General features: G+C 70.8%; 23 protein-coding genes and 1 pseudogene. 19 read left to right on the top strand and 5 right to left on the bottom strand.

Annotation, left to right across the window (positions count from 1 at the left end):
* Window positions 1–6: 6 nt before the first annotated feature.
* Window positions 7–735 (bottom strand): TetR/AcrR family transcriptional regulator, encoded by a 729-nt coding sequence (locus ACGFT1_RS13800; protein WP_373909142.1) that lies wholly within the window; start codon window positions 733–735, stop codon window positions 7–9.
* Window positions 736–824: 89 nt separating this feature from the next.
* Between ACGFT1_RS13800 and ACGFT1_RS13795 the strand changes: the two genes are divergently transcribed.
* Together ACGFT1_RS13795 and ACGFT1_RS13790 are read left to right on the top strand one after the other, a co-directional pair.
* Window positions 825–1,733 (top strand): SDR family oxidoreductase, encoded by a 909-nt coding sequence (locus tag ACGFT1_RS13795; RefSeq protein ID WP_373909141.1) that lies wholly within the window; start codon window positions 825–827, stop codon window positions 1,731–1,733.
* 249 nt (window positions 1,734–1,982) lie between these two features.
* Window positions 1,983–3,209, top strand: a complete 1,227-nt coding sequence (locus ACGFT1_RS13790; RefSeq protein ID WP_373909140.1) for an esterase/lipase family protein — start codon at window positions 1,983–1,985, stop codon at window positions 3,207–3,209.
* A gap of 257 nt (window positions 3,210–3,466) precedes the next feature.
* Here the strand turns inward: ACGFT1_RS13790 and ACGFT1_RS13785 are convergent, their stop codons facing one another.
* A complete protein-coding gene (locus ACGFT1_RS13785) occupies window positions 3,467–3,670 on the bottom strand; it encodes a cold-shock protein (RefSeq protein WP_073499902.1) in 204 nt (67 codons plus the stop codon).
* Window positions 3,671–3,956: 286 nt separating this feature from the next.
* Here ACGFT1_RS13785 and ACGFT1_RS13780 point away from each other — a divergent pair, with 286 nt between their 5' ends.
* The 5 genes from ACGFT1_RS13780 (at window position 3,957) to ACGFT1_RS13760 (ending at window position 8,361) form a co-directional block, all read left to right on the top strand.
* Entirely contained in the window at window positions 3,957–4,805 is an 849-nt protein-coding gene (locus ACGFT1_RS13780; RefSeq protein WP_373909139.1) for a menaquinone biosynthetic enzyme MqnA/MqnD family protein, read from the top strand.
* Between the two features lie 94 nt (window positions 4,806–4,899).
* Window positions 4,900–5,640 (top strand): A24 family peptidase, encoded by a 741-nt coding sequence (locus tag ACGFT1_RS13775; protein ID WP_373909235.1) that lies wholly within the window; start codon window positions 4,900–4,902, stop codon window positions 5,638–5,640.
* Window positions 5,641–5,720: 80 nt separating this feature from the next.
* Complete coding sequence (mqnC, locus tag ACGFT1_RS13770) at window positions 5,721–6,920, top strand: cyclic dehypoxanthinyl futalosine synthase (RefSeq protein WP_373909138.1); 1,200 nt, start codon at window positions 5,721–5,723, stop codon at window positions 6,918–6,920.
* Between the two features lie 7 nt (window positions 6,921–6,927).
* The gene (locus ACGFT1_RS13765; RefSeq protein WP_373909137.1) at window positions 6,928–7,581 is read left to right on the top strand and encodes a hypothetical protein; all 654 of its coding nucleotides are present in this window, start codon (window positions 6,928–6,930) and stop codon (window positions 7,579–7,581) included.
* An 84-nt stretch (window positions 7,582–7,665) separates the two neighbouring features.
* Window positions 7,666–8,361 (top strand): demethylmenaquinone methyltransferase, encoded by a 696-nt coding sequence (locus ACGFT1_RS13760; protein ID WP_373909136.1) that lies wholly within the window; start codon window positions 7,666–7,668, stop codon window positions 8,359–8,361.
* Between the two features lie 16 nt (window positions 8,362–8,377).
* On the opposite strand, the gene ACGFT1_RS13755 is transcribed toward ACGFT1_RS13760, so the two are convergent.
* Together ACGFT1_RS13755 and ACGFT1_RS13750 are read right to left on the bottom strand one after the other, a co-directional pair.
* Complete coding sequence (locus ACGFT1_RS13755; RefSeq protein ID WP_373909135.1) at window positions 8,378–8,686, bottom strand: PASTA domain-containing protein; 309 nt, start codon at window positions 8,684–8,686, stop codon at window positions 8,378–8,380.
* A 157-nt stretch (window positions 8,687–8,843) separates the two neighbouring features.
* Window positions 8,844–9,013: pseudogene (locus ACGFT1_RS13750) on the bottom strand (GNAT family N-acetyltransferase); the annotation flags it as partial.
* A gap of 99 nt (window positions 9,014–9,112) precedes the next feature.
* Here ACGFT1_RS13750 and ACGFT1_RS13745 point away from each other — a divergent pair.
* Window positions 9,113–10,396 carry a geranylgeranyl reductase family protein gene (locus tag ACGFT1_RS13745; protein ID WP_373909134.1) on the top strand — a complete coding sequence of 428 codons (1,284 nt, stop codon included), beginning with the start codon at window positions 9,113–9,115 and terminating at the stop codon, window positions 10,394–10,396.
* 106 nt (window positions 10,397–10,502) lie between these two features.
* On the opposite strand, the gene ACGFT1_RS13740 is transcribed toward ACGFT1_RS13745, so the two are convergent.
* Window positions 10,503–11,363 (bottom strand): C40 family peptidase, encoded by an 861-nt coding sequence (locus tag ACGFT1_RS13740; RefSeq protein ID WP_373909133.1) that lies wholly within the window; start codon window positions 11,361–11,363, stop codon window positions 10,503–10,505.
* A 746-nt stretch (window positions 11,364–12,109) separates the two neighbouring features.
* Between ACGFT1_RS13740 and ACGFT1_RS13735 the strand changes: the two genes are divergently transcribed.
* The 11 genes from ACGFT1_RS13735 to nuoK are packed head-to-tail and all read left to right on the top strand — an operon-like array spanning window position 12,110 to window position 23,037.
* Window positions 12,110–12,469, top strand: coding sequence for an NADH-quinone oxidoreductase subunit A (locus tag ACGFT1_RS13735; RefSeq protein WP_053654533.1), 360 nt, complete (start codon window positions 12,110–12,112; stop codon window positions 12,467–12,469).
* Window positions 12,470–12,484: 15 nt separating this feature from the next.
* Window positions 12,485–13,039, top strand: coding sequence for an NADH-quinone oxidoreductase subunit B family protein (locus tag ACGFT1_RS13730; protein ID WP_318201968.1), 555 nt, complete (start codon window positions 12,485–12,487; stop codon window positions 13,037–13,039).
* On the top strand, window positions 13,036–13,827 hold the full coding sequence (locus ACGFT1_RS13725) for an NADH-quinone oxidoreductase subunit C (protein ID WP_373909132.1): 792 nt from the start codon (window positions 13,036–13,038) through the stop codon (window positions 13,825–13,827). The genes ACGFT1_RS13730 and ACGFT1_RS13725 overlap by 4 nt, the downstream gene beginning before the upstream one ends.
* A complete protein-coding gene (locus tag ACGFT1_RS13720) occupies window positions 13,824–15,164 on the top strand; it encodes an NADH-quinone oxidoreductase subunit D (RefSeq protein ID WP_373909131.1) in 1,341 nt (446 codons plus the stop codon). The genes ACGFT1_RS13725 and ACGFT1_RS13720 overlap by 4 nt, the downstream gene beginning before the upstream one ends.
* A complete protein-coding gene (gene nuoE, locus ACGFT1_RS13715) occupies window positions 15,161–16,048 on the top strand; it encodes an NADH-quinone oxidoreductase subunit NuoE (RefSeq protein WP_373909130.1) in 888 nt (295 codons plus the stop codon). Before ACGFT1_RS13720 ends, nuoE begins: the two co-directional genes overlap by 4 nt.
* Entirely contained in the window at window positions 16,048–17,394 is a 1,347-nt protein-coding gene (gene nuoF / locus ACGFT1_RS13710) for an NADH-quinone oxidoreductase subunit NuoF (protein WP_373909129.1), read from the top strand. The genes nuoE and nuoF overlap by 1 nt, the downstream gene beginning before the upstream one ends.
* Window positions 17,391–19,895 (top strand): NADH-quinone oxidoreductase subunit G, encoded by a 2,505-nt coding sequence (locus tag ACGFT1_RS13705; protein ID WP_373909128.1) that lies wholly within the window; start codon window positions 17,391–17,393, stop codon window positions 19,893–19,895. The genes nuoF and ACGFT1_RS13705 overlap by 4 nt, the downstream gene beginning before the upstream one ends.
* Complete coding sequence (gene nuoH / locus ACGFT1_RS13700; protein WP_373909127.1) at window positions 19,892–21,256, top strand: NADH-quinone oxidoreductase subunit NuoH; 1,365 nt, start codon at window positions 19,892–19,894, stop codon at window positions 21,254–21,256. Before ACGFT1_RS13705 ends, nuoH begins: the two co-directional genes overlap by 4 nt.
* The gene (gene nuoI / locus ACGFT1_RS13695; RefSeq protein ID WP_373909126.1) at window positions 21,249–21,899 is read left to right on the top strand and encodes an NADH-quinone oxidoreductase subunit NuoI; all 651 of its coding nucleotides are present in this window, start codon (window positions 21,249–21,251) and stop codon (window positions 21,897–21,899) included. The genes nuoH and nuoI overlap by 8 nt, the downstream gene beginning before the upstream one ends.
* On the top strand, window positions 21,896–22,741 hold the full coding sequence (locus ACGFT1_RS13690) for an NADH-quinone oxidoreductase subunit J (RefSeq protein WP_373909125.1): 846 nt from the start codon (window positions 21,896–21,898) through the stop codon (window positions 22,739–22,741). Before nuoI ends, ACGFT1_RS13690 begins: the two co-directional genes overlap by 4 nt.
* A complete protein-coding gene (nuoK, locus tag ACGFT1_RS13685) occupies window positions 22,738–23,037 on the top strand; it encodes an NADH-quinone oxidoreductase subunit NuoK (RefSeq protein ID WP_073901863.1) in 300 nt (99 codons plus the stop codon). Before ACGFT1_RS13690 ends, nuoK begins: the two co-directional genes overlap by 4 nt.
* Window positions 23,038–23,039: the final 2 nt, after the last annotated feature.

The following is a 23,039-nucleotide window of genomic DNA, read 5'->3' as shown; positions in this document are numbered from 1 at the left end:
GGAGGGTCAGGCATGCGGCATGCCACCGTCCGCCGCCAGGCGGGTGAGCCACTCGCGCAGCAGGCGCTGCTCGGCGTCGCTCAGGACGTCGGCGTCGTCGGGGAGGGCGGCGCGCAGCGCGCGGGCCGCTGGGGCGGGGCCGGACTCCGCGGCAGGGACCGTCGGCTCGGCGCGGGTGACTGCGGCGACCATTGACTCGCGAAGGACGGTCAGCAGCGCCGGATTGCGGCGTTCCGCGGGGGTGGAGTGCCAGGTGGTGACCCCGCCTTGGCCGGTGGCCTGGATGATCTGGACGGCCAGTTCCTCGTCGACCCGCAGCCATCCCGCGGCCGCCAGCCGACGCACCCGGCCGCGGAGGATCTCCAGGCCCGCGCGGTGCGCCGCGTCCGACGCCGAGCCGGTGGCCCTGTTCATCACGGCGAACAGTTCGGGGCGCGAGATCCCGAACTCCACCACCATGTCCCAGCCGCGGCGCAGCTCCTCCACCGGGTCCTCCGGCGCGGGGTCGAGCTGCGCGCGCTTGCTCTCCAGGAACTGCGCATAGCCGTGCTCGGCAACCGCCTCCAGCAGCCCGTCCTTGTCGCCGAAGTGGCGGTAGATGGCCGGCGGCTGCATCCCGGCCGCGGCGGCGACGGCGCGGGTGCTCACCACGTCGGGGCCGCCGCTCTCCAGCAGCTCGATGGCCGCCTCGATGATGCGCCGGCGGGGGCTGTCGGTGGTGTCGCGGATAGGCATGTATCGATGGTACCGGAAGTTTGATTCCAGTGTTAGTTTCGATGTTATCGTTGAATTGATTCCATTGGAAACATCACTTGGAGAACCCCGTGATCATCATCACCGGAGCCACCGGAAAACTCGGCCGCCGCACCGTCGAGCGCCTCCTGGAGCGCCTCCCCGCCGGCCGCGTCGGCGTCAGCGTCCGCGATCCCCGCAAGGCCCGGGACCTCGCCGACCGCGGCGTCCGCGTCCGGCAGGGCAGCTTCGACGACCCGGCCTCACTCGTCCACGCCTTCGAGGGCGCCGAGCAGTTGCTGCTCGTCTCCCTCGACCGCACGGGCGAGGAGTGCGTCACCGGCCACCGCGCCGCGATCGACGCCGCCGTGAAGGCCGGAGTCGGCCGCATCCTGTACACCAGCCAGATGGGTGCCGCCCACGACTCCCGCTTCCAGGCATGCCGTGACCACGCCCGGACCGAGGACCTGCTGCGCGCCACCGGCCTGCCCTGGACCGCGCTGCGCAACGGCTTCTACGCCGCCAGCGCCCTGCAGTTCCTGGAGTCCGCCCGCCACACCGGCGACATCGCCCTCCCCGCCGACGGCCCCGTCGCCTGGACCGGCCACGACGATCTCGCCGAGGCCGCCGCGGCGATCCTTACCGAGGAGGGCCGCTTCGAGGGGCCCACCCCGCCGCTCACTGGTCCGGCGGCGCTCGACTTCGACGCCGTCGCCGAGATAGCGGCCCAGGCCACCGGTCGGCCCTTCACCCGCACCGTCGTTCCCGGCGATGCCTTCCGCGAGCAGGCCCTGGCGCACGGCGCCCCCGCCCCGATCGCCGACCTGATGCTGAGCATCTTCGCGGCGGCGCGGAATGGTGAGTTCACCGCCGTCGACCCGACCCTGGCCGAATTGATCGGTCGAGAGCCCGCCACCTTCCGCACGCTGCTGGAGCACGCCTGGGCCGACGAGCGGGTCGGCGCCGTGTCAGCCTGCATCGCGGACTGTCCGGCGAGCTGACCGTGGCGGCGGTCGCCCGCCCGCAGGCAGGCGTGTCAGGAGCGTGCGAGCGCGTGGATGATCGGGCTGCCGCCGGCGAAGGTCCGTCATTCGTCTGTGGATTACCCCTGGTGAACCACGCGGGCGCCACCCCTGCGAGTGATATGCCCGGTCATGTCTTGACATGTCAGTGTTCGCTTGGTTCAGGATGGTTGTGGTGCCGCGGGGCGGCGCCGTGTCCCAATCTCTGTCCCAGGTCAGGGGAAACGCATGCCCGAACCCACCGAGCGCGAAATCACTGACGCGTTCAAGGCCGCCGCGCCGATCGCGCTGGCCGCCACTCCGCCCAAGGAGCAGGTCGCGCCCGCGCCCAAGCCCGACGACACATGGCCGCTCCCGGGCGGCACGGCCTGGGTGTACTACGGCGAGCGCAACCGGGGCCTCGTCCGGCCGGTGATCATGGCCGACGGCTTCAACAGCGGCCCGAGCTCGCTGGACGACCTCTGGGCGGGCCTGGAGAACGCCGAGTTCCCGCTGATCGGCGAACTGCGCCGTCGCGGAAGGGATGTCGTCCTGATCGGCTTCGACGAGCGCAGCGCGTCGATCCTCGACAACGCGCAAACGGCCACGGCGGCGATCCACCGGGCTATGGCCGAACGACTGGGCGGCACCCGTCTGATGGTCGGCGGTTTCAGCATGGGTGGGCTGGTGACCCGCTATGCGCTCGCCAAGATGGAGATGCAGCGGATCGACCACCAGGTCGGCGTGTACTTCTCCTACGACAGCCCGCACAACGGCGCCCACATCCCGATCTCTCTGCAGGCGTTCGCGCACTACATCCGCAAGCTGGACAGCCGCTTCTCCCAGCAGATGAACAGCCCGGCCGCGCAGCAGCTGCTGTGGCGGCACATCGAGAACTGGTCGGACAAGCCCGGCGTCAGCCCGCTGCGCACCCAGTTCCTCGACGAACTGGAGAAGGTCGGTGGCTGGCCGCGGATCCCGCGGATCCTCGCGGTCGCCAACGGCACCGGCAACGGCACGGGCAACGGCATCAAGCCCGGCACGACCGCGGTCAAGGGCAAGGGCCTGGGCATCACCGGCACCGATCTGCGCACAACGCCGACCGGCAGCGACACGCTCGCGGCGACACTGCGCGTCATCACGCTGCAGAAGAGCGACGTCATCGCCGAGCGACTCCCGGACATCGACGGCGCCCCCGGCGGCACCCTGGAAAGCTTCCAGATCCTCGCCGACGCGCTCAACAAGATCATCGGTCTCGGAGTCGACAACCCGATCAAGGACCACTGCTTCGTCCCGGCGGTGAGCGCGATCGGGATCCGCGGGCTGGAGACCCACGACGACCTGTACGCGGACATCGGCTCCCTCGACCCGGAGCAGGCCCCGGTCGACGAATTCCTCTGCGCGTCACAGAACGAACGCCACACCAAGGTCACCGAGGAACTCTGCACCTGGCTCCTGGACCGCCTGCCCGACTGACCGACCCATGTGCGGGCGGCTCCGGTCGGCGATGAGGTGGCCGGCGTACGTCTTCGTGGTCGACTCGGCCCGGTCGCGGGTCGATGCCGGCTGACGGTGCACCGAAGAGCCCGGATTCCGGACCGCGTGTTCCAGCGGCACGCGCCAGGGCCCCGGCGAAGGTGAACCGGGAATGAACGGGAAAAGGCAGGAGCCCCGTTGCCGGAAGGCGCGGGGCTCCTTGGGTACTGCACTCAGGTTCTGCGATCAGGGAGCGATCAGACGGGGGTGACGTTCTCCGCCTGCGGACCCTTCGGGCCCTGCGTCACGTCGAAGGAGACCGCCTGGTTCTCCTCCAGCGAACGGAAACCCTGCGCGTTGATCGCGGAGTAGTGGACGAAGACGTCGGGGCCGCCGCCCTCCTGGGCGATGAAGCCAAAGCCCTTTTCGGCGTTGAACCACTTCACGGTTCCGGTAGCCATAAGCCCTCCCTGGGCTCAAAAGGGTTGCCCTGCTCCAGAACCTGCACGTGCGAAACGGTGCTGCACAACTGCATTCGTCTGAATACGACGAGAGCCCGCGGTCACATGCTCCGCAGGCTCTGTACTGCAAGGGAAACCAAACTGCAACTTGCGGCGAGCCTAGCACGCGGGCCGCCGAAAGCAATAGAGGCCAAGATCACTTCACCCGGAGGTTTGAACGGGCGGTCCGCCGTTCGGCGGTGGGGTCGGTCCCGGCACCGTGACGCACGGGGTCTAGTGTCGCGATGTGGACAATTCTCGCACCCGGCCGCGCGTCGGCCACATCCAGTTCCTGAACTGCCTGCCCCTCTACTGGGGGCTCGCGAGAACCGGCACCCTCCTCGACTTCGACCTGACGAAGGACACGCCGGAGAAGCTCAGCGAACAACTCGTGCGCGGCGACCTCGACATCGGCCCCGTCACCCTGGTCGAGTTCCTCAAGCACGCCGACCAGCTGGTCGCCTTCCCCGACATCGCCGTCGGCTGCGACGGCCCGGTGATGTCCTGCGTGATCGTCTCCCAGGTCCCGCTGGACCGGCTGGACGGCGCCCGCGTCGCCCTCGGCTCCACCTCACGCACCTCCGTCCGGCTCGCGCAGCTGCTGCTGTCGGAGCGGTACGGCGTCGAGCCCGAGTACTACACCTGCCCGCCCGACCTGAGCCTGATGATGCAGGAGGCCGAGGCCGCCGTGCTCATCGGCGACGCCGCGCTGCGCGCCAACCTCCTCGACGGCCCCCGCTACGGCCTGGAGGTGCACGACCTCGGCGCGCTGTGGAAGGAATGGACGGGACTGCCGTTCGTCTTCGCGGTGTGGGCGGCCCGCCGGGACTACCTGGAGCGCGAGCCGTTCATCACCCGCCGGGTCCACGAGGCCTTCCTCGACTCCCGCAATCTCTCCCTGGAAGAGGTCGGCAAGGTCGCCGAACAGGCCGCGCGCTGGGAGGCCTTCGACGAGGAGACCCTGGCCCAGTACTTCACCACCCTCGACTTCAGCTTCGGCGCCCCGCAGCTGGCGGCCGTCGCCGAGTTCGCCCGCCGGGTCGGCCCCACGACGGGCTTCCCCGCCGACGTGAAGGTCGAGCTGCTCCAGCCGTAGGACCCACCGGGTCCCCGGTCGCGCGAGCGGTGCCGGCCGCCCGAACCGGGTAGGGACCGGGGCAGGCAGGGCGACGGGGGAGGGTGACGTGGAGCTGGCCACGGGGGCGCTGGTGCTCGGCGCCGGGGGGTGGGGCGCGCTGACGGGCACGCTGCTGCCCCGCGCGGCCTACCGCTTCGCCGTCCCGCCCGGCGACCCCTGGCGCACCCACTGCCCCGCCGGCCACCCCCTGCGCGGCTGGCTGGGCCGCGCGAGGTGCGCCGAACAGGGCGCGGGCGAGGGGCCGTACGCCGGCGCCCCCTCCGCGCCGCGCCTCGCCACCGCCGTCGCCCTCGTCTGCGCCTCCCTCGCCGCCGCCACCGGCACCCGGCCCGAACTGGCGGTCTGGCTGCTGCTCGCGCCCGTCGGCGTGCTGCTGGCGGCCGTCGACCTGCGGGTGCGGCGGCTGCCCGACCCGCTGACCCTGCCGCTCGCCGCCGCCGCCCTCGCCCTGCTGGGCCTCGCCGCCCTGCTCCCCGAACACGCCGGCCACTGGCCCACCGCCCTCTACGGCGCCCTCGCTCTCGGCGCCGGCTACTGCGTGCTGTACCTGATCAATCCCGCCGGCATGGGCTTCGGCGACGTGAAACTGGCCGTGGGGTCGGGCGCCGTACTGGGCTGGTACGGCTGGCCCACCGTGCTGCTCGGCACCTTCGCGGGCTTCCTGCTCGGCGCCCTCTACGGCGGCGCCCTGGTCCTGGCCCGGCGCGCGGACCGCAAGACCGCCGTACCGTTCGGCCCGTTCCTCCTGGCCGGCACCCTCGCCGGAGCGCTGATCGGCGCGTACGCGGCCTGAGGTCAGCGCGGGAAACCCGCTGGCGTAGGCTGGTTCGGTCCGTCCACAACCCTGACGAAAACCTTGCGAAAGGGACGCCGGTGACCGAGAAGGCCGACCTCCAGTCCGTCCTCGACCGTGCCGCCGCCGGTGGGCGGATCACCCCCGAAGAGGCGCTGGAGCTGTACCGCGACGCGCCCCTGCACGCCCTCGGCGCCGCCGCCGACGCCGTGCGCCGCCGCATGTACGCCGGCACCGAGCACATCGCCACGTACATCATCGAGCGGAACATCAACTACACGAACGTGTGCGTCACGGCGTGCAAGTTCTGCGCGTTCTACGCGGCCCCCAAGGACACCGCCAAGGGCTGGACCCGCGACCTCGACGACATCCTGCGCCGCTGCGCGGAGACCGTCGAACTCGGCGGCACCCAGATCATGTTCCAGGGCGGCCACCACCCGGACTACGGCGTCGAGTACTACGAGAAGCACTTCAAGGCCATCAAGGACGCCTTCCCGCAGCTGGTGATCCACTCGCTGGGCGCGTCCGAGGTCGAGCACATGGCCAGGATCTCCGGCGTCTCCGTCGAGGAGGCCATCACCCGGATCCACGAGGCCGGCCTCGACTCCTTCGCGGGCGCCGGTGCCGAACTCCTGCCCGCACGGCCGCGCAAGGCCATCGCCCCGCTCAAGGAGAGCGGCGAACGCTGGCTGGAGATCATGGAGACCGCGCACCGGCTGGGCGTGGAGTCGACGTCGACGATGCTCATGGGCACCGGCGAGACCAACGCCGAGCGCATCGAGCACCTGCGGATGATCCGCGACGTGCAGGACCGCACGGGCGGCTTCCGCGCGTTCATCCCGTACACCTACCAGCCCGAGAACAACCACCTGAAGGGCCGCACCCAGGCGACCCTCTTCGAGTACCTGCGGATGATCGCGATCGCCCGCCTCTTCCTGGACAACGTCCGCCACATCCAGGGCTCCTGGCTCACCACCGGCAAGGAGGTCGGCCAGCTGTCCCTGCACTACGGCGCCGACGACCTCGGCTCGATCATGCTGGAGGAGAACGTGGTCTCCTCGGCCGGTGCCAAGCACCGCTCCAACCGGCTGGAGATCATCGACCTGATCCGCAAGGCCGGGCGGGTGCCGGCCCAGCGCGCCACCACCTACGAGCACCTCGTCGTCCACGACGACCCGGCGAACGACCCCGCCGACGACCGCGTGGCCTCCCACATCTCCTCCACGGCCATCGAGGGCGGCACCGCCCACCCCGAGCTGAAGCTGCTGGCGTCCAACTGAGCCTGCCGTGCTGACCCTCCACACCGCGGACCTCCTCGTCACCGGCGACCCCCACCGCGCCCCCCTGCCCGGGGGCGCGCTGCTCGCCGACGGCCGGACGATCGCGGCCGTCGGCCCGTACGACGAGCTGGCCGCCGCACACCCGGCCGCGCGGGTACGCCGCTGGCCGGGCCTGATCACGCCCGGCCTGCTCAACCCGTACGGGCCCGAACTGCTGGAGCGGGCCTACCACCCCGACCCGCGCGAGGCCGGCACGCTCGGTACCGAGCCGCTCACCGGCGAAGCGGCCCTGGCCGCGCTCGGCATGACCGACGCGCGGTGGGGCGCGAGCGCCCGGCGCGGGGTGCAGCGGATGCTCGCCCACGGGACCGTGGCCGTGGCCGGGCCGCTGCGGCGCCCGGCCGTGGCGGACGCCGTACGCCGGGCGGGGCTGGCGAGCCGGGAGCGGACCGCCGAGCCGCCGGGGCCGCCGACCCTCGACCCGCTGGCCGGACGGCGTCCCCTCGCCGGGGCCGTCCTCACGCCCCTCCTGCCGTACGAGGGCAGGGCCGCGACCTTCGCCGTGTTCGACGTGCCGGACGAGACCGCCCTCGCCGCCCGCGGGGCCGCCACCTGCGTGGCGACCGTCATCGAGGGCCGGCTGCTGTACCGCCGCCGCTGACCCGCGCCGGACCGGGGCCCGCCGCCGGGGCCTCCGGCGCGAGCCGGGGCTCCCGCCGTGGGACCGGGCTGCAAGAATGGGCGGGTGACCCGCGCCTCCCTGAACAAGCAGCCGCACGAAGTCGCCTCGATGTTCGACGACGTGGCGGAACGGTACGACCTGACGAACGACGTGCTGTCGCTCGGCCAGGACCGGCGCTGGCGCAGGGAGGTCGCGAAGGCGGTCGACGCGCGCCCCGCGCAGAAGGTCCTGGACCTCGCCGCCGGCACGGCGACCTCCTCGCTGCCCTTCGCTCGGACCGGCGCGTACGTCGTCCCCTGCGACTTCTCGACCGGCATGCTCCAGGTCGGCAAGCGCCGGCACACCTGGCTGCCGTTCACCGCGGGCGACGCGACGAAGCTGCCCTTCAAGGACGACACCTTCGACGCCGTGACGATCTCCTTCGGCCTGCGCAACGTCCAGGACACGGACGCCGCCCTGCGGGAGATGTACCGGGTGACCCGGCCCGGCGGACGCGTCGTCATCTGCGAGTTCTCGCACCCGACCTGGGCGCCCTTCCGTACCGTCTACACCGAGTACCTGATGCGGGCGCTGCCGCCGGCCGCGCGCGCGGTGTCCTCCAGCCCGGACGCCTACGTCTACCTCGCCGAGTCCATCCGCGCCTGGCCCGACCAGCCCGCCCTCGCCGGTCGGCTGCGCGACGCCGGCTGGTCGAAGGTGGCGTGGCGCAACCTCACCGGCGGTGTCGTCGCGCTGCACCGGGGCTTCAAGGAGGCCTGAGCCGCTCCCGCGCGGCTCAGCGCCCGATCATCTCGAACGCGTCCCCCGGCTCGCCGAGTTCGCGGGGCGGACCGCCCGCCGGGGGCCGCGGAACGCGTGGTTCCCGCATCCCTCCGCCGCCTTCGCCCTCCCCGAAGTCGAAGTACACGTACACCATCGAGTCCGGCGGTACTACGGCGCCGGGCTGCGGATACTGGCGTACGACGTAGTCGACGACGGCGCGGTGGAAGTCCGGGCGGTCCGGCGCGGTGAGCGACAGGCCGTGCGCCCGGGCCGCCTCACGCGCGTCCACGGCCATCAGACCGACCAGACGCGGGACGCGCACGTCGGGTGTTTCGGGTGGTATACGCACAGATGTCACCCCCTGCGGTACTGGAAGGGTAACTCCCGCCCGGCCCACCCGGAAGGGTTCGGTGTCTTTCCGTGACAAATGACTACTGAATGTCACCGAGGGCGAGTCGGAAGCAGAGCACCGGCTCGCGCTCGGCGTCGTGCCGCCGCTGGCGCGCGGTCAGTCCTCGTAGACCGACAGCGCCGCCGGCCCGCCGCCGTGGAACTCCATGACCTCCGGGTCGTCGAACACCCGGTGCCAGGCGACCGCGTCCTCGTGCGTGGGGACGCGCAGCCGTACCGCGGGGAGAGGCCGGTTCACAGGGCAGCCCTTCGGCCGGGTGATCAATTCTGCTGAATAGACTGCCCGTGTCCAGTGCCGGTCGGCACGCAGATTCCAACCTCTGGGGGAGATCCCGCCGTGACCGAGCCCCTCTCCGACCACACCGCCGATGTGATCGTCGTGGGCGCGGGGCCAGCCGGCTCCACGACCGCGTACCACCTCGCCAAGGCCGGCCTCGACGTCCTGCTGCTGGAGAAGACCGCGTTCCCGCGCGAGAAGGTGTGCGGCGACGGCCTCACCCCGCGCGCGGTCAAGCAGCTCGTCACCATGGGGATCGACATCTCCGAGGAGGCCGGCTGGATGCGCAACAAGGGCCTGCGCATCATCGGCGGCGGCTCCCGCCTCCAGCTCGACTGGCCGGATCTCGCCTCCTTCCCGGACTACGGACTCGTCCGCAAGCGCGACGACTTCGACGAGCAGCTCGCCCGCAACGCCCAGAAGGCCGGCGCCCGCCTGTACGAGCGCTGCAACGTGAGCGAGCCGGTCCTCGACGACCGCACCGGGCGCATCACCGGCGTCACCGCCAAGCTCGGCGAGGAGAAGCGCGAGGTCACCTTCCGCGCGCCGCTCGTCGTCGCCGCCGACGGCAACTCCACCCGCCTGTCCCTCGCGATGGGCCTGCACCGCCGCGAGGACCGCCCCATGGGCGTCGCCGTGCGCACGTACTTCACCTCGCCGCGCCACGACAACGACTACCTGGAGTCCTGGCTGGAGCTGTGGGACCGGCGCGGCGCCCAGGACCGCCTGCTGCCCGGCTACGGCTGGATCTTCGGCATGGGCGACGGCACCTCCAACGTCGGCCTCGGCGTCCTCAACACCTCCGCCTCCTTCAAGGAGCTGGACTGGCGCGAGGTCCTCAAGGCGTGGTGCGCGTCCATGCCGCGGGACTGGGGCTACACCCCCGAGAACATGACCGGCCCGATCCGGGGCGCCGCCCTCCCCATGGCCTTCAACCGCCAGCCGCACTACACGCGCGGGCTGCTGCTCGTGGGCGACGCCGGCGGCCTGGTGAACCCCTTCAACGGCGAGGGCATCGCCTACGCCATGGAATCTGGCCAGATCGCCGCCGACGTCATCGTCCAGGCCCACGCGCGGGCCACGCCCGCCCAGCGCGAGATCGCCCTGACCCGCTACCCGCGCGTCCTGAAGGACACCTACGGCGGCTACTACACCCTGGGCCGCGCCTTCGTGAAGCTCATCGGCAACCCGAAGGTCATGCAGATCGCCGCCCAGCGCGGCCTGACGCACCCGATGCTGATGAAGTTCACCCTGAAGCTCCTGGCGAACCTCACCGACCCGACGGGCGGCGACGCGATGGACCGCATCATCAACGGCCTGAGCAGGGTGGCCCCCAAGGCGTGAGCCGTCCCTGGGCCCGCCCCGGGGGGACCCGGGGACGACGTGAGGGCCGCAGCCCCCGGGAAGGGGCTGCGGCCCTCACGCGCGTGGTGAGAGGTGCGGGAGGCGCTCAGAGCACCCGCACCGCGCCGGTGGGCGGGTCGTACGACAGCGGGCGCTCCACGACGCCGGTGGAGGGGTTCTGCGCGCCGACGAACATGCCGCCGCCGACGTACACCCCGACGTGGTACGCGCTGCCCGCGCTGCCCCAGTACAGGATGTCGCCCGGCTGCAGGCTGTCCAGCGAGACCTGGGTGCCGGCGGTCGACTGGTCCTGGGAGACGCGCGGCAGGCTGATGCCGACCTGCCGGAAGGCAGTCTGGACCAGGCCGGAGCAGTCGTAGGCGGACGGGCCGGTGGCGCCGGAGACGTACGCCTTGCCGACCTGCGCCCGGACGAAGTCGATGACGGACGCGGCCGAACCGGTGGCCGTGGACGTGCCGGTGGAGGTCGAGGTGCCGGTGGACGTGGAGGTGGAGGTGGAGGTGGAGGTGGTCGTGGTGCCGCTGCCCGCCGTGGTGGACAGCGTCGTCCGCTCCGCGGTGCGCGAGGCGCGTGCGGCGGCCTCCTTGCGGGCGGTCTCGTCGGCCTTCTTCTTGGCCTCGGCCGCCTTCTGCCTGGCATCGGCGAGGTCCGCCTTGGCCTGCTTCGCGGCCTTTGCGGCAGCCGCGTCACGCTCGGCCTGCAACTGGTAGTTCGCGGCGGCCTGCTGGGTGGCGTCCGCGGACTGGGCGGCCTGGACGGCCAGGTCGGCCGTCAGGGTGGGCAGTTCGAGCGTCTGCGTCACCGGCTCGGCCGCGTTCGCCGAGCCGGACGCCCCGGCGACCGCCAGGGTGCCGAGGACACCACCGGCGACTCCGGCCCGCATCGCGAGGGTCGACGCGCTGCGGCGGGGCTTCCGGTGGCTGCGTATGTGAGCGGTGTGGGACATGGGAACAACCGGTACCAGGGACTCCTTCATATCTTCAAGAAACGTGTGGTGCGCCACAGTTGCTCAACCGAACCCCGTAATCCCGGGCGTGTCGCTCTTTATTGACGCCCTAACGGACATTGCGGACTGTCGTGATCAAGCCCTTGATCACGGCCTTTGATCATTACGTCCGGATTGCCCCGCACGTACCACCGGTGAGGGTCGTTGGCCAAGCCCGGTTCTCACGACACCTTCGTGGGTGTGGCGGAGGTCACGGAACGGTCACCGGAACCGCGGCGTCCCGCACGTGCGCGACCGGTGAACGCGCGCACACGCTCGGGCCCCCGTCCACACCCCGCCCCACCCCTCCCTCTGATGTGTGAACGCGCCCCTCTATCAGCCCCGCCCGCTCAGCACCAATTTGCATGTGTCGGAAGCCTCTTGATATGGAGACGACCCCTCCGGCCTGCGACGACGAGCGAAAATGTCACTTCTGGTGATCAACTGAACGCTTCGCGTACGAAGATCACCCCTCATCCGGCTTCATGATCCTTCGTCAGGTGGTGGAGATCACAAAGCTTGTGGAATACCCCGTGTCGCAGATCACAGAGCGGCAGGCATAAGATGCGAGGCAGTTGGGCTTGTGACCTGCTTCACATGTTCTCGATCTTCGCCCGGGACGAGCGGGGCTCGTGGGACCGGATGAGGCGGACGTGAGCCCCGTGCAACCGCCAGCAGTCAGCGCCGACTGAGAGGAGCGAGGAGCGGTGAACGCGTATGCGCCCATCCTCGTACTGGGAGCCCTCGGGGCAGGCTTTGCGATCTTCTCCGTGGTCATGGCCACGCTGATCGGTCCGAAGCGGTACAACCGCGCCAAGCTCGACGCCTACGAGTGCGGCATCGAGCCGACCCCCACGCCGGCCGGCGGCGGGCGCTTCCCCATCAAGTACTACCTGACGGCGATGCTCTTCATCGTCTTCGACATCGAGATCGTCTTCCTCTACCCCTGGGCCGTCACCTTCGACGCCCTGGGGATCTTCGGGCTCGTGGAGATGCTGCTCTTCGTGCTCACCGTCTTCGTCGCGTACGCGTACGTATGGCGGCGCGGCGGCCTGGAATGGGACTGAGGGGCCTTTAAAGACATGGGACTCGAAGAAAAGCTGCCGAGCGGATTCCTGCTCACCACCGTCGAGCAGGCCGCGGGCTGGGTGCGCAAGGCGTCCGTCTTCCCGGCCACCTTCGGCCTCGCCTGCTGCGCCATCGAGATGATGACCACCGGCGCCGGCCGCTACGACCTGGCCCGCTTCGGCATGGAGGTCTTCCGCGGCTCACCGCGCCAGGCCGACCTGATGATCGTCGCCGGCCGGGTCAGCCAGAAGATGGCGCCGGTCCTGAGGCAGGTCTACGACCAGATGCCCAACCCCAAGTGGGTGATCTCCATGGGCGTCTGCGCCTCCTCGGGCGGCATGTTCAACAACTACGCGATCGTCCAGGGCGTCGACCACATCGTGCCGGTCGACATCTACCTGCCGGGCTGCCCGCCCCGCCCCGAGATGCTGATGGACGCGATCCTCAAGCTCCACCAGAAGATCCGGTCCGCCAAGCTCGGCGTGAACGCCGAGGAAGCGGCCCGCGAGGCGGAGGAGGCGGCGCTCAAGGCCCTGCCCACGATCGAGATGAAGGGGCTGCTGCGGTGAGCGACGCGAACGGCACCCACGGCGCCGCGGCGAACGGCGGCACCGGCGGGGCGAACGGGGCGGCGAACGGGCCCAACCCCGAGAACGACCTCTCCGCCGCCAACCTCCCCGGCCGGCGCGGCCAGGGCGGCGAGGAGATCCGCGTCCAGCGCGGCATGTTCGGCGCGCACAACGGCGGCGACACCTCCGGCTACGGCGGTCTGGTCCGCTCGGTCCGACTCCCGGGACCGACGGCCCGCCCCTACGGCGGCTGGTTCGACGAGGTCGCCGACGAACTGGAAGGCGCCCTGGAGGAACAGGGACTCCTCCCGGACAACGCCATCGGCAGGACGGTCGTCGACCGCGGCGAGCTGACCTTCCACATCGAACGCGAGCACCTGCTCCTCGTCGCCCGCACCCTGCGCGACGACCCGGCGCTGCGCTTCGAGCTGTGCACCGGGGTCAGCGGGGTCCACTACCCCGAGGACAAGGGCCGCGAACTGCACGCCGTCTACCACCTGCGCTCGATCACCCACAACCGGCTGATCCGCCTCGAAGCCGGCGCCCCCGACAGCGACCCGCGCATCCCGTCCCTGGTCTCCGTCTACCCGACGAACGACTGGCACGAGCGCGAGACCTACGACTTCTTCGGGATCGTCTTCGACGGTCACCCGGCCCTCACCCGGATCATGATGCCGGACGACTGGCAGGGCCACCCCCAGCGCAAGGACTACCCCCTCGGCGGCATCGCCGTCGAGTACAAGGGCGCCCAGATCCCGTCTCCGGACCAGCGGAGGTCGTACTCGTGAGCACGCAGTCAGCATCCGCGGCCTCCGCCGCCTCGGCGCGCGAGACCACCGAGGGCACCGTCTACACGGTCACCGGTGGCGACTGGGACGAGGTCGTCCAGTCCGCGGCCCGCGCCGACGACGAACGCATCGTCGTCAACATGGGTCCCCAGCACCCGTCCACCCACGGAGTGCTCCGCCTCATCCTCGAGATCGACGGCGAGACGGTCACCGAGGCCCGCTGCGGCATCGGCTACCTGCACACCGGCATCGAGAAGAACCTCGAGTACCGCACGTGGACGCAGGGCACCACCTTCGTCACGCGCATGGACTACCTGACGTCCTTCTTCAACGAGACCGCCTACTGCCTCGCCGTCGAGAAGCTCCTCGGCATCGAGGACCGGATCACCGCACGCGCCACGATCATCCGGGTGCTCCTGATGGAGCTGAACCGGCTCTCCTCCCACCTGGTGTGCATCGCCACCGGCGGCATGGAACTGGGCGCCACCACGATCATGATCTACGGCTTCCGTGATCGTGAAATGATTCTCGACCTCTACGAGCTGATCACCGGCCTGCGCATGAACCACGCGTACATCCGGCCCGGCGGACTCGCCCAGGACCTCCCGCCCGGCGCGGTGGACCAGATCCGCGAGTTCGTGAAGAAGATGAACAAGAACCTCCCGGAGTACGACAAGCTCGCCACCGGGAACCCCATCTTCAAGGCCCGTATGCAGGACGTCGGCTACCTCGACCTGGCCGGCTGCATGGCCCTCGGCGCCACCGGCCCGATCCTGCGCTCCACCGGCCTGCCCCACGACCTGCGCAAGGCCCAGCCGTACTGCGGCTACGAGACGTACGACTTCGACGTCCCCACCACCGACAGCTGCGACGCCTACGGCCGCTTCCTCATCCGCCTGGAGGAGATGCGCCAGTCGCTCAGGATCATCGAGCAGTGCCTGGACCGGCTCCAGCCCGGCCCCGTCATGGTCGCCGACAAGAAGATCGCCTGGCCCGCCCAGCTCGCCCTGGGACCGGACGGACTCGGCAACTCCCTCGACCACATCAAGAAGATCATGGGCACCTCCATGGAGGCCCTGATCCACCACTTCAAGCTGGTCACCGAGGGCTTCCGCGTCCCGCCGGGACAGGCGTACGCGGCCGTGGAATCGCCCAAGGGCGAACTCGGCGTGCACGCCGTGTCCGACGGCGGCACCCGCCCCTACCGGGTCCACTTCCGCGACCCGTCCTTCACCAACCTTCAGGCCATGGCGGCGATGTGCGAAGGCGGCCAGGTCGCCGACGTCATCGTCGCCGTCGCATCCATCGACCCCGTGATGGGAGGCGTCGACCGGTGACCACCTCTTCCTCGGAGCGGGGCGTGAGCCTGGGCATGCCCGCACTGCCCGCCCCCGCGTACCCGGACGACGTCCGAACCCGGCTCGAGGCGGACGCGCGCGAGCTGATCGCCCGCTACCCCGACTCCCGGTCCGCCCTGCTGCCGCTGCTCCACCTCGTGCAGTCGGAGGAGGGCCACGTCACGCGCACCGGCATGCGCTTCTGCGCGGACATGCTCGGCCTGACCACCGCCGAGGTCACCGCCGTCGCCACCTTCTACTCCATGTACCGGCGCCGGCCGTCCGGCGACTACCAGGTCGGCGTGTGCACCAACACGCTCTGCGCGGTCATGGGCGGCGACACCATCTTCGAGACCCTCCAGGAGCACCTGGGGGTCGGCAACGGCGAGACCACCGACGACGGCAAGGTCACCCTGGAGCACATCGAGTGCAACGCGGCCTGCGACTTCGCGCCGGTCGTGATGGTCAACTGGGAGTTCTTCGACAACCAGACCCCCGGCAGCGCCCGGCGCCTGGTCGACGACCTGCGCGCGGGACGGCCCGTGCAGCCCACGCGCGGCGCCCGGCTGTGCACCTTCAAGGAGACCGCCCGGATCCTGGCCGGCTTCCCCGACGAGCGGCCCGGTGCCGTCGAGGAGGGGGGCAGCGCGGGACCCGCGTCGCTGGTGGGCCTCCGCCTGGCCAGGGGAGAGGCCGAACCCGCGCGCGTGGTGCACCCCCGGGACGGCGGCCCGCACCGGACGGGAGCGTCCGGGGAACCGCACGACCGGGCGGCGCACGGGCCGTCGCCGGCCGAGCACCTCAGTTCCCACGACGCGCCGCAGGACACATCGGCCTCCGACCCCGCCCACCCGGCAGGGCCCACCGCCGAGGAGGGGGAGTGATGACCGTGGAACCCGAGGTGAAGGACACCAGCCCCCAGAAGCTGCTCGCACCCGTGCTGTCGGCCTTCTGGGACGAGGACCGGTCCTGGACCCTGGATGTCTACCGCAGGCACGACGGGTACGAGGGGCTCCGCAAGGCGCTCGCCATGTCCCCGGACGACCTCATCGCGTACGTCAAGGACTCCGGGCTGCGCGGCCGCGGCGGCGCGGGATTCCCGACCGGGATGAAATGGCAGTTCATCCCGCAGGGCGACGGAAAACCGCACTATCTGGTGGTCAACGCCGACGAGTCGGAGCCGGGCACCTGCAAGGACATCCCGCTCCTCTTCGCGAACCCGCACAGCCTCATCGAGGGCATCGTGATCGCGTGCTACGCCATCAGGTCGTCGCACGCCTTCATCTATCTGCGGGGCGAGGTCGTCCCCGTGCTGCGCCGGCTGCACGAGGCCGTGCGCGAGGCCCGCGAGGCCGGCTACCTCGGCGAGAACATCCTGGGCAGCGGACTCGACCTCGAACTCACCGTGCACGCGGGCGCCGGCGCGTACATCTGCGGTGAGGAGACCGCGCTGCTCGACTCGCTCGAAGGCCGCCGCGGCCAGCCCCGTCTCCGCCCCCCCTTCCCCGCGGTGGAAGGCCTCTACGCCTGTCCCACCGTGGTGAACAACGTCGAGTCGATCGCGTCGGTTCCCGCCATCCTCCAGAACGGCAAGGAATGGTTCAGGTCGATGGGCAGTGAGAAGTCCCCGGGCTTCACGCTCTACTCGCTCAGCGGCCACGTGGCGAGCCCCGGCCAGTACGAGGCTCCGCTCGGCATCACGCTGCGCCAGCTCCTCGACATGAGCGGCGGCATGCGGCCCGGGCACCGCCTGAAGTTCTGGACACCGGGCGGCTCCTCGACACCCATGTTCACCGGCGAGCACCTCGACGTCCCCCTCGACTACGAAGGGGTGGGCGCCGCGGGCTCCATGCTCGGTACGAAGGCCTTGCAGTGCTTCGACGAGACGACCTGCGTGGTGCGGGCGGTGACCCGCTGGACCGAGTTCTACGCCCACGAGTCCTGCGGCAAGTGCACCCCCTGCCGTGAGGGAACGTACTGGCTGGTGCAGCTGCTGCGGGACATCGAGGCCGGCAAGGGCGGCATGTCCGACCTCGACAAGCTCGCCGACATCGCCGACAACATCAACGGCAAGTCCTTCTGCGCCCTCGGTGACGGCGCCGCATCCCCGATCTTCTCCTCGCTCAAGTACTTCCGCGAGGAGTACGAGCAGCACATCACGGGCCGGGGCTGCCCCTTCGACCCGGCCAAGTCGACTGCCTGGGCGGACCGCCCGGAGGTGAACGCATGACCGTGACCACCAGCGCCCCCACCCCGGGGGGCCGGCCGGCGGTTCCACCGGAGGACCTCGTCACCCTGACGATCGACGGCGCCGAGATCAGCGTGCCCAAGGGCACCCTGGTCATCCGGGCCGCCGAACAGCTCGGGATCGAGATCCCGCGGTTCTGCGACCACCCCCTGCTGGACCCGGCCGGCGCCTGCCGCCAGTGCATCGTCGAGGTCGAGGGCCAGCGCAAGCCGATGGCGTCCTGCACGATCACGTGCACCGACGGCATGGTCGTCAAGACCCACCTCACCTCACCGGTCGCCGAGAAGGCCCAGCACGGGGTGATGGAGCTGCTGCTCATCAACCACCCGCTGGACTGCCCGGTCTGCGACAAGGGCGGCGAGTGCCCGCTCCAGAACCAGGCCATGTCGCACGGCAACGCCGAATCCCGCTTCGAGGGCAGGAAGCGCACCTACGACAAGCCCGTACCGATCTCCGCCCAGGTCCTGCTCGACCGCGAGCGGTGCGTGCTGTGCGCCCGCTGCACCCGCTTCTCCAACCAGGTCGCGGGCGACCCGATGATCGAACTGGTCGAGCGGGGCGCGCTCCAGCAGGTCGGCACCGGCGAGGGCGACCCGTTCGAGTCGTACTTCTCCGGCAACACCATCCAGATCTGCCCCGTCGGCGCCCTCACCTCGGCCGCCTACCGCTTCCGCTCCCGCCCCTTCGACCTCATCTCCTCCCCCTCGGTCTGCGAGCACTGCTCCGGCGGCTGCGCCACCCGCACCGACCACCGGCGCGGCAAGGTCATGCGGCGGCTCGCCGCCGACGACCCCGAGGTCAACGAGGAGTGGATCTGCGACAAGGGACGCTTCGCGTTCCGGTACGCGCAAGCGCGCGACCGGCTCGACACCCCGCTGGTCCGCAACGCCGACGGCGTCCTGGAACCCGCCTCCTGGCCCGAGGCGCTGCAAGTGGCCGCACAGGGCCTGAGCGCCGCCCGCTCCCGGGCCGGCGTCCTCACCGGCGGCCGGCTCACCGTCGAGGACGCCTACGCGTACAGCAAGTTCGCGCGCGTGGCGCTCGACACGAACGACATCGACTTCCGCGCGCGCGTGCACAGCGGCGAGGAGGCCGACTTCCTGGCGGCCCGGGTGGCCGGCCGCGGCCGTGACCTCGACGGTACGGGCGTCACGTACACCTCCCTGGAGAACGCGCCCGCCGTCCTGCTCGTCGGCTTCGAGTCGGAGGAGGAGGCGCCCGGCGTCTTCCTGCGGTTGCGCAAGGCCTGGCGCAAGCGCAAGCAGCGGGTGTTCTCCCTGGCCACCCACGCCACCCGGGGCCTTCAGAAGGCGGGCGGCCTGCTGCTGCCGGCCGCGCCCGGCACCGAGCCCGAGTGGCTGGACGCCCTCGCGAGCGGCACCGGCCTGGAGGAGCCCGGCTCCCACGCCGCCGAGGCACTGCGCACGCAGGGCGCGGTCATCATCGTGGGCGAACGGCTGGCCGGCGTCGCGGGCGGCCTCACCGCCGCGCTGCGCGCCGCCACCGCGACCGGCGCCGCACTGGTGTGGATCCCGCGCCGGGCCGGCGAGCGCGGAGCCGTCGAGGCCGGTGCGCTGCCGTCGCTGCTGCCGGGAGGCCGCCCCGCGACCGACCCGCGCGCACGGGAGGAGGTCGCCACCGTCTGGGGCCTCGCCGAACTCCCGTCCCGTTACGGCCGCGACACCCACCAGATGGTGGAGGCCGCCGCCAGCGGCGAGCTGTCCGCACTCCTGGTCGCCGGTGTGGAGGCGGCCGACCTGCCCGACCCGGCACGCGCGCGTGAGGCCTTCGCGAACGTCGGCTTCCTGGTGTCGCTCGAACTGCGGCCCAGCGAGGTCACCGAGCACGCCGACGTCGTCCTGCCGGTCGCCGCGGTCCCCGAGAAGGCGGGCACCTTCCTCAACTGGGAGGGCAGGGTCCGCTTCTTCGAGGCCGCACTCAAGCCCGACCAGATGACCCGCCGGCTAGCGCCGGCCGACACGCGCGTGCTGCACATGCTCGCCGACGCCATGGACGTCCACCTGGGGCTGCCCGACCTGCGCACCACGCGCGCGGAGATCGACCGGCTCGGCCCCTGGAACGGCCCCGGCGCCGCCGCGCCCACGGAGTCCGCGGGCGTACTGCCCCGCCCGGCCGCCGGCGAGGCCGTGCTCGCCGGGCACCGCCTGCTGCTCGACCAGGGCGTCCTCCAGGAGGGCGACGAGGCGCTCGCCGGCACCCGGCACGCCGCCCACGCGCGCGTGTCCGCCGCGACGGCCGCCGAGGCCGGCGTCGGAGACGGCGGCCTCCTGGCCGTCACCGGCCCCGCCGGCTCCGTGGAACTCCCCCTCCAGATCACCGACATGCCCGACCGGGTGGTCTGGCTCCCGCTGAACTCCACCCGTCCCGGCGTGGCCTGCGGCACCGGAGCCCGGCCCGGCTCCCTCGTCCGCATCGGCCCGGCGGCACTCACCGACGAGGCCCCCAAGGAGGTGGAGGCATGAGCGGGTACCTAGCCGCTGAAGACCTCTCGATGTTCGGCCGCGACCCCTGGTGGCTGGTCGTCGTCAAGGCGGTGTTCTGCTTCGCGTTCCTGATGGTGACCGTGCTGTTCTCCATCGTCTGGGAACGCAAGGTCGTCGCCTGGATGCAGCTGCGCATCGGCCCCAACCGGCACGGCCCCTGGGGCATGCTCCAGTCGCTCGCCGACGGCGTGAAGCTGATGCTCAAGGAAGACCTCATCGTCAAACGCGCGGACAAGGTCGTCTACGTCCTCGCACCGGTCGTCGCGGCCATCCCGGCCTTCATGGCGATCGCGGTGATTCCCTTCGGACCGGCCGGCAACGAGATCTCGATCTTCGGCCACCGCACCGCGATGCAGCTGACCGACCTGCCGATCGCGATGCTCTACATCCTCGCGATCGCCTCCGTCGGCATCTACGGCATCGTCCTGGCGGGCTGGAGCTCCGGTTCCACCTACCCGCTGCTGGGCGGCCTGCGCTCCTGCGCGCAGATGATCTCCTACGAGATCGCCATGGGCGCCGCGTTCGCCTCCGTCTTCCTCTACTCGGGCTCGATGTCGACGTCCACGATCGTGGCGCAGCAGCACGACCGCTGGTACATCGCGCTGCTGCCGGTCTCCTTCATCCTCTACATCGTCACGATGGTCGGCGAGACCAACCGCGCCCCCTTCGACATGCCGGAGTCCGAGGGCGACCTGGTCGGCGGCTTCAACACCGAGTACTCGTCCATCAAGTTCGCGATGTTCATGCTCGCCGAGTACGTCAACATGGTGACCGTCTCGGCCGTGTCGACCACCCTGTTCCTCGGCGGCTGGCGCGCCCCCTGGCCGATCAGCGGCTTCTGGGCGGGCGCGAACCACGGCTGGTGGCCGCTGCTCTGGTTCGTCATCAAGGTGCAGCTGCTGCTGTTCTTCTTCATCTGGCTGCGCGGCACGCTGCCCCGCGTCCGCTACGACCAGCTGATGAAGCTCGGCTGGAAGGTCCTCATCCCGGTCTCCGTGACCTGGCTGATGCTGGTCGCGACCGTACGGGCGCTGCACAACGAGAACTACGACTTCGCCGACATCGCCCTCTACGTGGGCGGCGGTGTCCTGGCCCTGCTGCTGATCTCCTTCATCGCCGACATGTTCCGCGACAAGGCGCAGAGCACCGGACAACCCGCGGAGCAGCAGGCGGCCTTCGACCCGATGGCGGGCGGGTTCCCCGTACCGCCGCTGCCCGGACAGGAGCTGCCGCCGGTGCCCAGGCGCCGCTCGCACCGCGAGCGCGAGCTGGTTGTCAGTGGTGGACCGGACAGTGCCAGTGACGGATCTACGGATGGAAAGGAGGCGTCCGATGGCTGAGGAGCCCCAGGACGCCGGGCACACCACGCCCGGCTTCCAGAACCCCGTCGCCGGCTTCGGCGTGACCTTCAAGGCCATGTTCAAGAAGCGGCTGACCGAGCAGTACCCGGAGCAGAAGAAGACCACGGCTCCGCGGTTCCACGGACGGCACCAGCTCAACCGCCATCCGGACGGCCTGGAGAAGTGCGTCGGCTGCGAGCTGTGCGCCTGGGCCTGCCCCGCCGACGCCATCTACGTGGAGGGCGCCGACAACACCGACGAGGAGCGCTACTCGCCGGGCGAGCGGTACGGCCGCGTCTACCAGATCAACTACGCCCGCTGCATCCTGTGCGGGCTGTGCATCGAAGCGTGCCCCACGCGCGCGCTGACGATGACCAACGAGTTCGAACTGGCCGACTCCAGCCGCGCCAACCTCATCTACACCAAGGAGCAGCTGCTCGCCGGTCTGGAGGAGGGCATGGTGGAGACGCCCCACTCGATCTTCCCGGGGACGGACGAACAGGACTACTACCGGGGCCTGGTGACACAGGCCGCGCCCGGCACGGTCCGGCAGACCGCCGTCTCCAGGGGCGAGGTCCCGCAGGAGGCCGCGTCCACGTTCGGCGAGGAGGAGCCGGCCTCGGAGAAGGTGATCGGCGGATGAACGCGCAGCACCTCGCCGCCTACGCGACCTCCACCGGTGAGGCCTTCCAGTTCTGGGTCCTCGGTACGGTCGCGGTGATCGGCGCCCTGTGCACCGTCTTCATGAGGAAGGCCGTGCACAGCGCGCTCTGCCTCGCCGGCACGATGATCGTCCTGGCGGTCTTCTACCTCGCCAACGGCGCCTACTTCCTCGGGATCGTGCAGATCGTCGTCTACACCGGCGCGATCATGATGCTGTTCCTGTTCGTGGTGATGCTCGTCGGCGTCACGGCCGCGGACTCGCTGAAGGAGACCATCAAGGGCCAGCGCTGGCTGGCCCTCGTGTGTGGGGCCGGCTTCGGCGTCCTGCTGTTCGCCGGCATCGCGAACGCCTCCCTGACGGAGTTCGCCGGCACCGGCGGGGCGAACGCGAACGGCAACGTGGAGGGCCTCGCGGCTCTCATCTTCACCAAGTACGTCTTCGCCTTCGAGATCACCGGCGCCCTGCTGATCACGGCCGCCGTCGGCGCCATGGTGCTCACCCACCGCGAGCGCACCGAACCCGCCCGGACCCAGCGCGAGCTGTCCGAACAGCGCATCCGCGAGGGCGTCCACATCCCGCCGCTGCCCGCTCCCGGTGTCTACGCCCGGCACAACGCCGTGGACGTCGCGGGCCTGCTCCCCGACGGCACCCCCTCCGAGTTGACCGTCAGCAAGACGCTGCGTGAGCGCGGCCAGGTCCGTGACGTCTCCGCGGAGGCGCTGAACGACCTGCGGGCGCTGGAACAGCGGGCCGAGGAGCGCCTGGAGCGCAGGGCGGTCGAACCGGCGACGTTCAAGCGGCCCGAGGAGGCGTCCAAGTGAACCCGGTCAACTACCTCTACCTCGCCGCCCTGCTGTTCACGATCGGCGCGACCGGCGTACTGATCCGGCGCAACGCCATCGTGGTCTTCATGTGCATCGAGCTGATGCTGAACGCCTGCAACCTCGCGTTCGTCGTCTTCTCCCGGATGCACGGCAACCTCGACGGCCAGATCATCGCCTTCTTCACGATGGTCGTCGCCGCCGCGGAGGTCGTGGTGGGCCTCGCGATCATCGTGTCGCTGTTCCGTACCCGCCACTCGGCCTCGGTCGACGACGCCAGCCTGATGAAGCTGTAAGG

Origin of the sequence: Streptomyces sp. Y20 (assembly GCF_043195475.1) — a bacterium.
Lineage (GTDB): Bacteria > Actinomycetota > Actinomycetes > Streptomycetales > Streptomycetaceae > Streptomyces.
The sequence above is the reverse complement of the archived record's forward strand: the minus strand, read 5'-3'. Positions and strand labels throughout refer to the sequence as shown.

What these genes read in the sequence shown, in the direction of transcription:
- ACGFT1_RS13800 (WP_373909142.1), bottom strand. Translation starts at nt 735, where the DNA reads ATGCCTATCCGCGACACCACCGACAGCCCCCGCCGGCGCATCATCGAG.
- ACGFT1_RS13790 (WP_373909140.1), top strand. Translation starts at nt 1,983, where the DNA reads ATGCCCGAACCCACCGAGCGCGAAATCACTGACGCGTTCAAGGCCGCC.
- ACGFT1_RS13785 (WP_073499902.1), bottom strand. Translation starts at nt 3,670, where the DNA reads ATGGCTACCGGAACCGTGAAGTGGTTCAACGCCGAAAAGGGCTTTGGC.
- ACGFT1_RS13740 (WP_373909133.1), bottom strand. Translation starts at nt 11,363, where the DNA reads ATGTCCCACACCGCTCACATACGCAGCCACCGGAAGCCCCGCCGCAGC.
- ACGFT1_RS13730 (WP_318201968.1), top strand. Translation starts at nt 12,485, where the DNA reads ATGGGACTCGAAGAAAAGCTGCCGAGCGGATTCCTGCTCACCACCGTC.
- nuoF (WP_373909129.1), top strand. Translation starts at nt 16,048, where the DNA reads ATGACCGTGGAACCCGAGGTGAAGGACACCAGCCCCCAGAAGCTGCTC.
- ACGFT1_RS13705 (WP_373909128.1), top strand. Translation starts at nt 17,391, where the DNA reads ATGACCGTGACCACCAGCGCCCCCACCCCGGGGGGCCGGCCGGCGGTT.
- nuoH (WP_373909127.1), top strand. Translation starts at nt 19,892, where the DNA reads ATGAGCGGGTACCTAGCCGCTGAAGACCTCTCGATGTTCGGCCGCGAC.
- nuoI (WP_373909126.1), top strand. Translation starts at nt 21,249, where the DNA reads ATGGCTGAGGAGCCCCAGGACGCCGGGCACACCACGCCCGGCTTCCAG.
- ACGFT1_RS13690 (WP_373909125.1), top strand. Translation starts at nt 21,896, where the DNA reads ATGAACGCGCAGCACCTCGCCGCCTACGCGACCTCCACCGGTGAGGCC.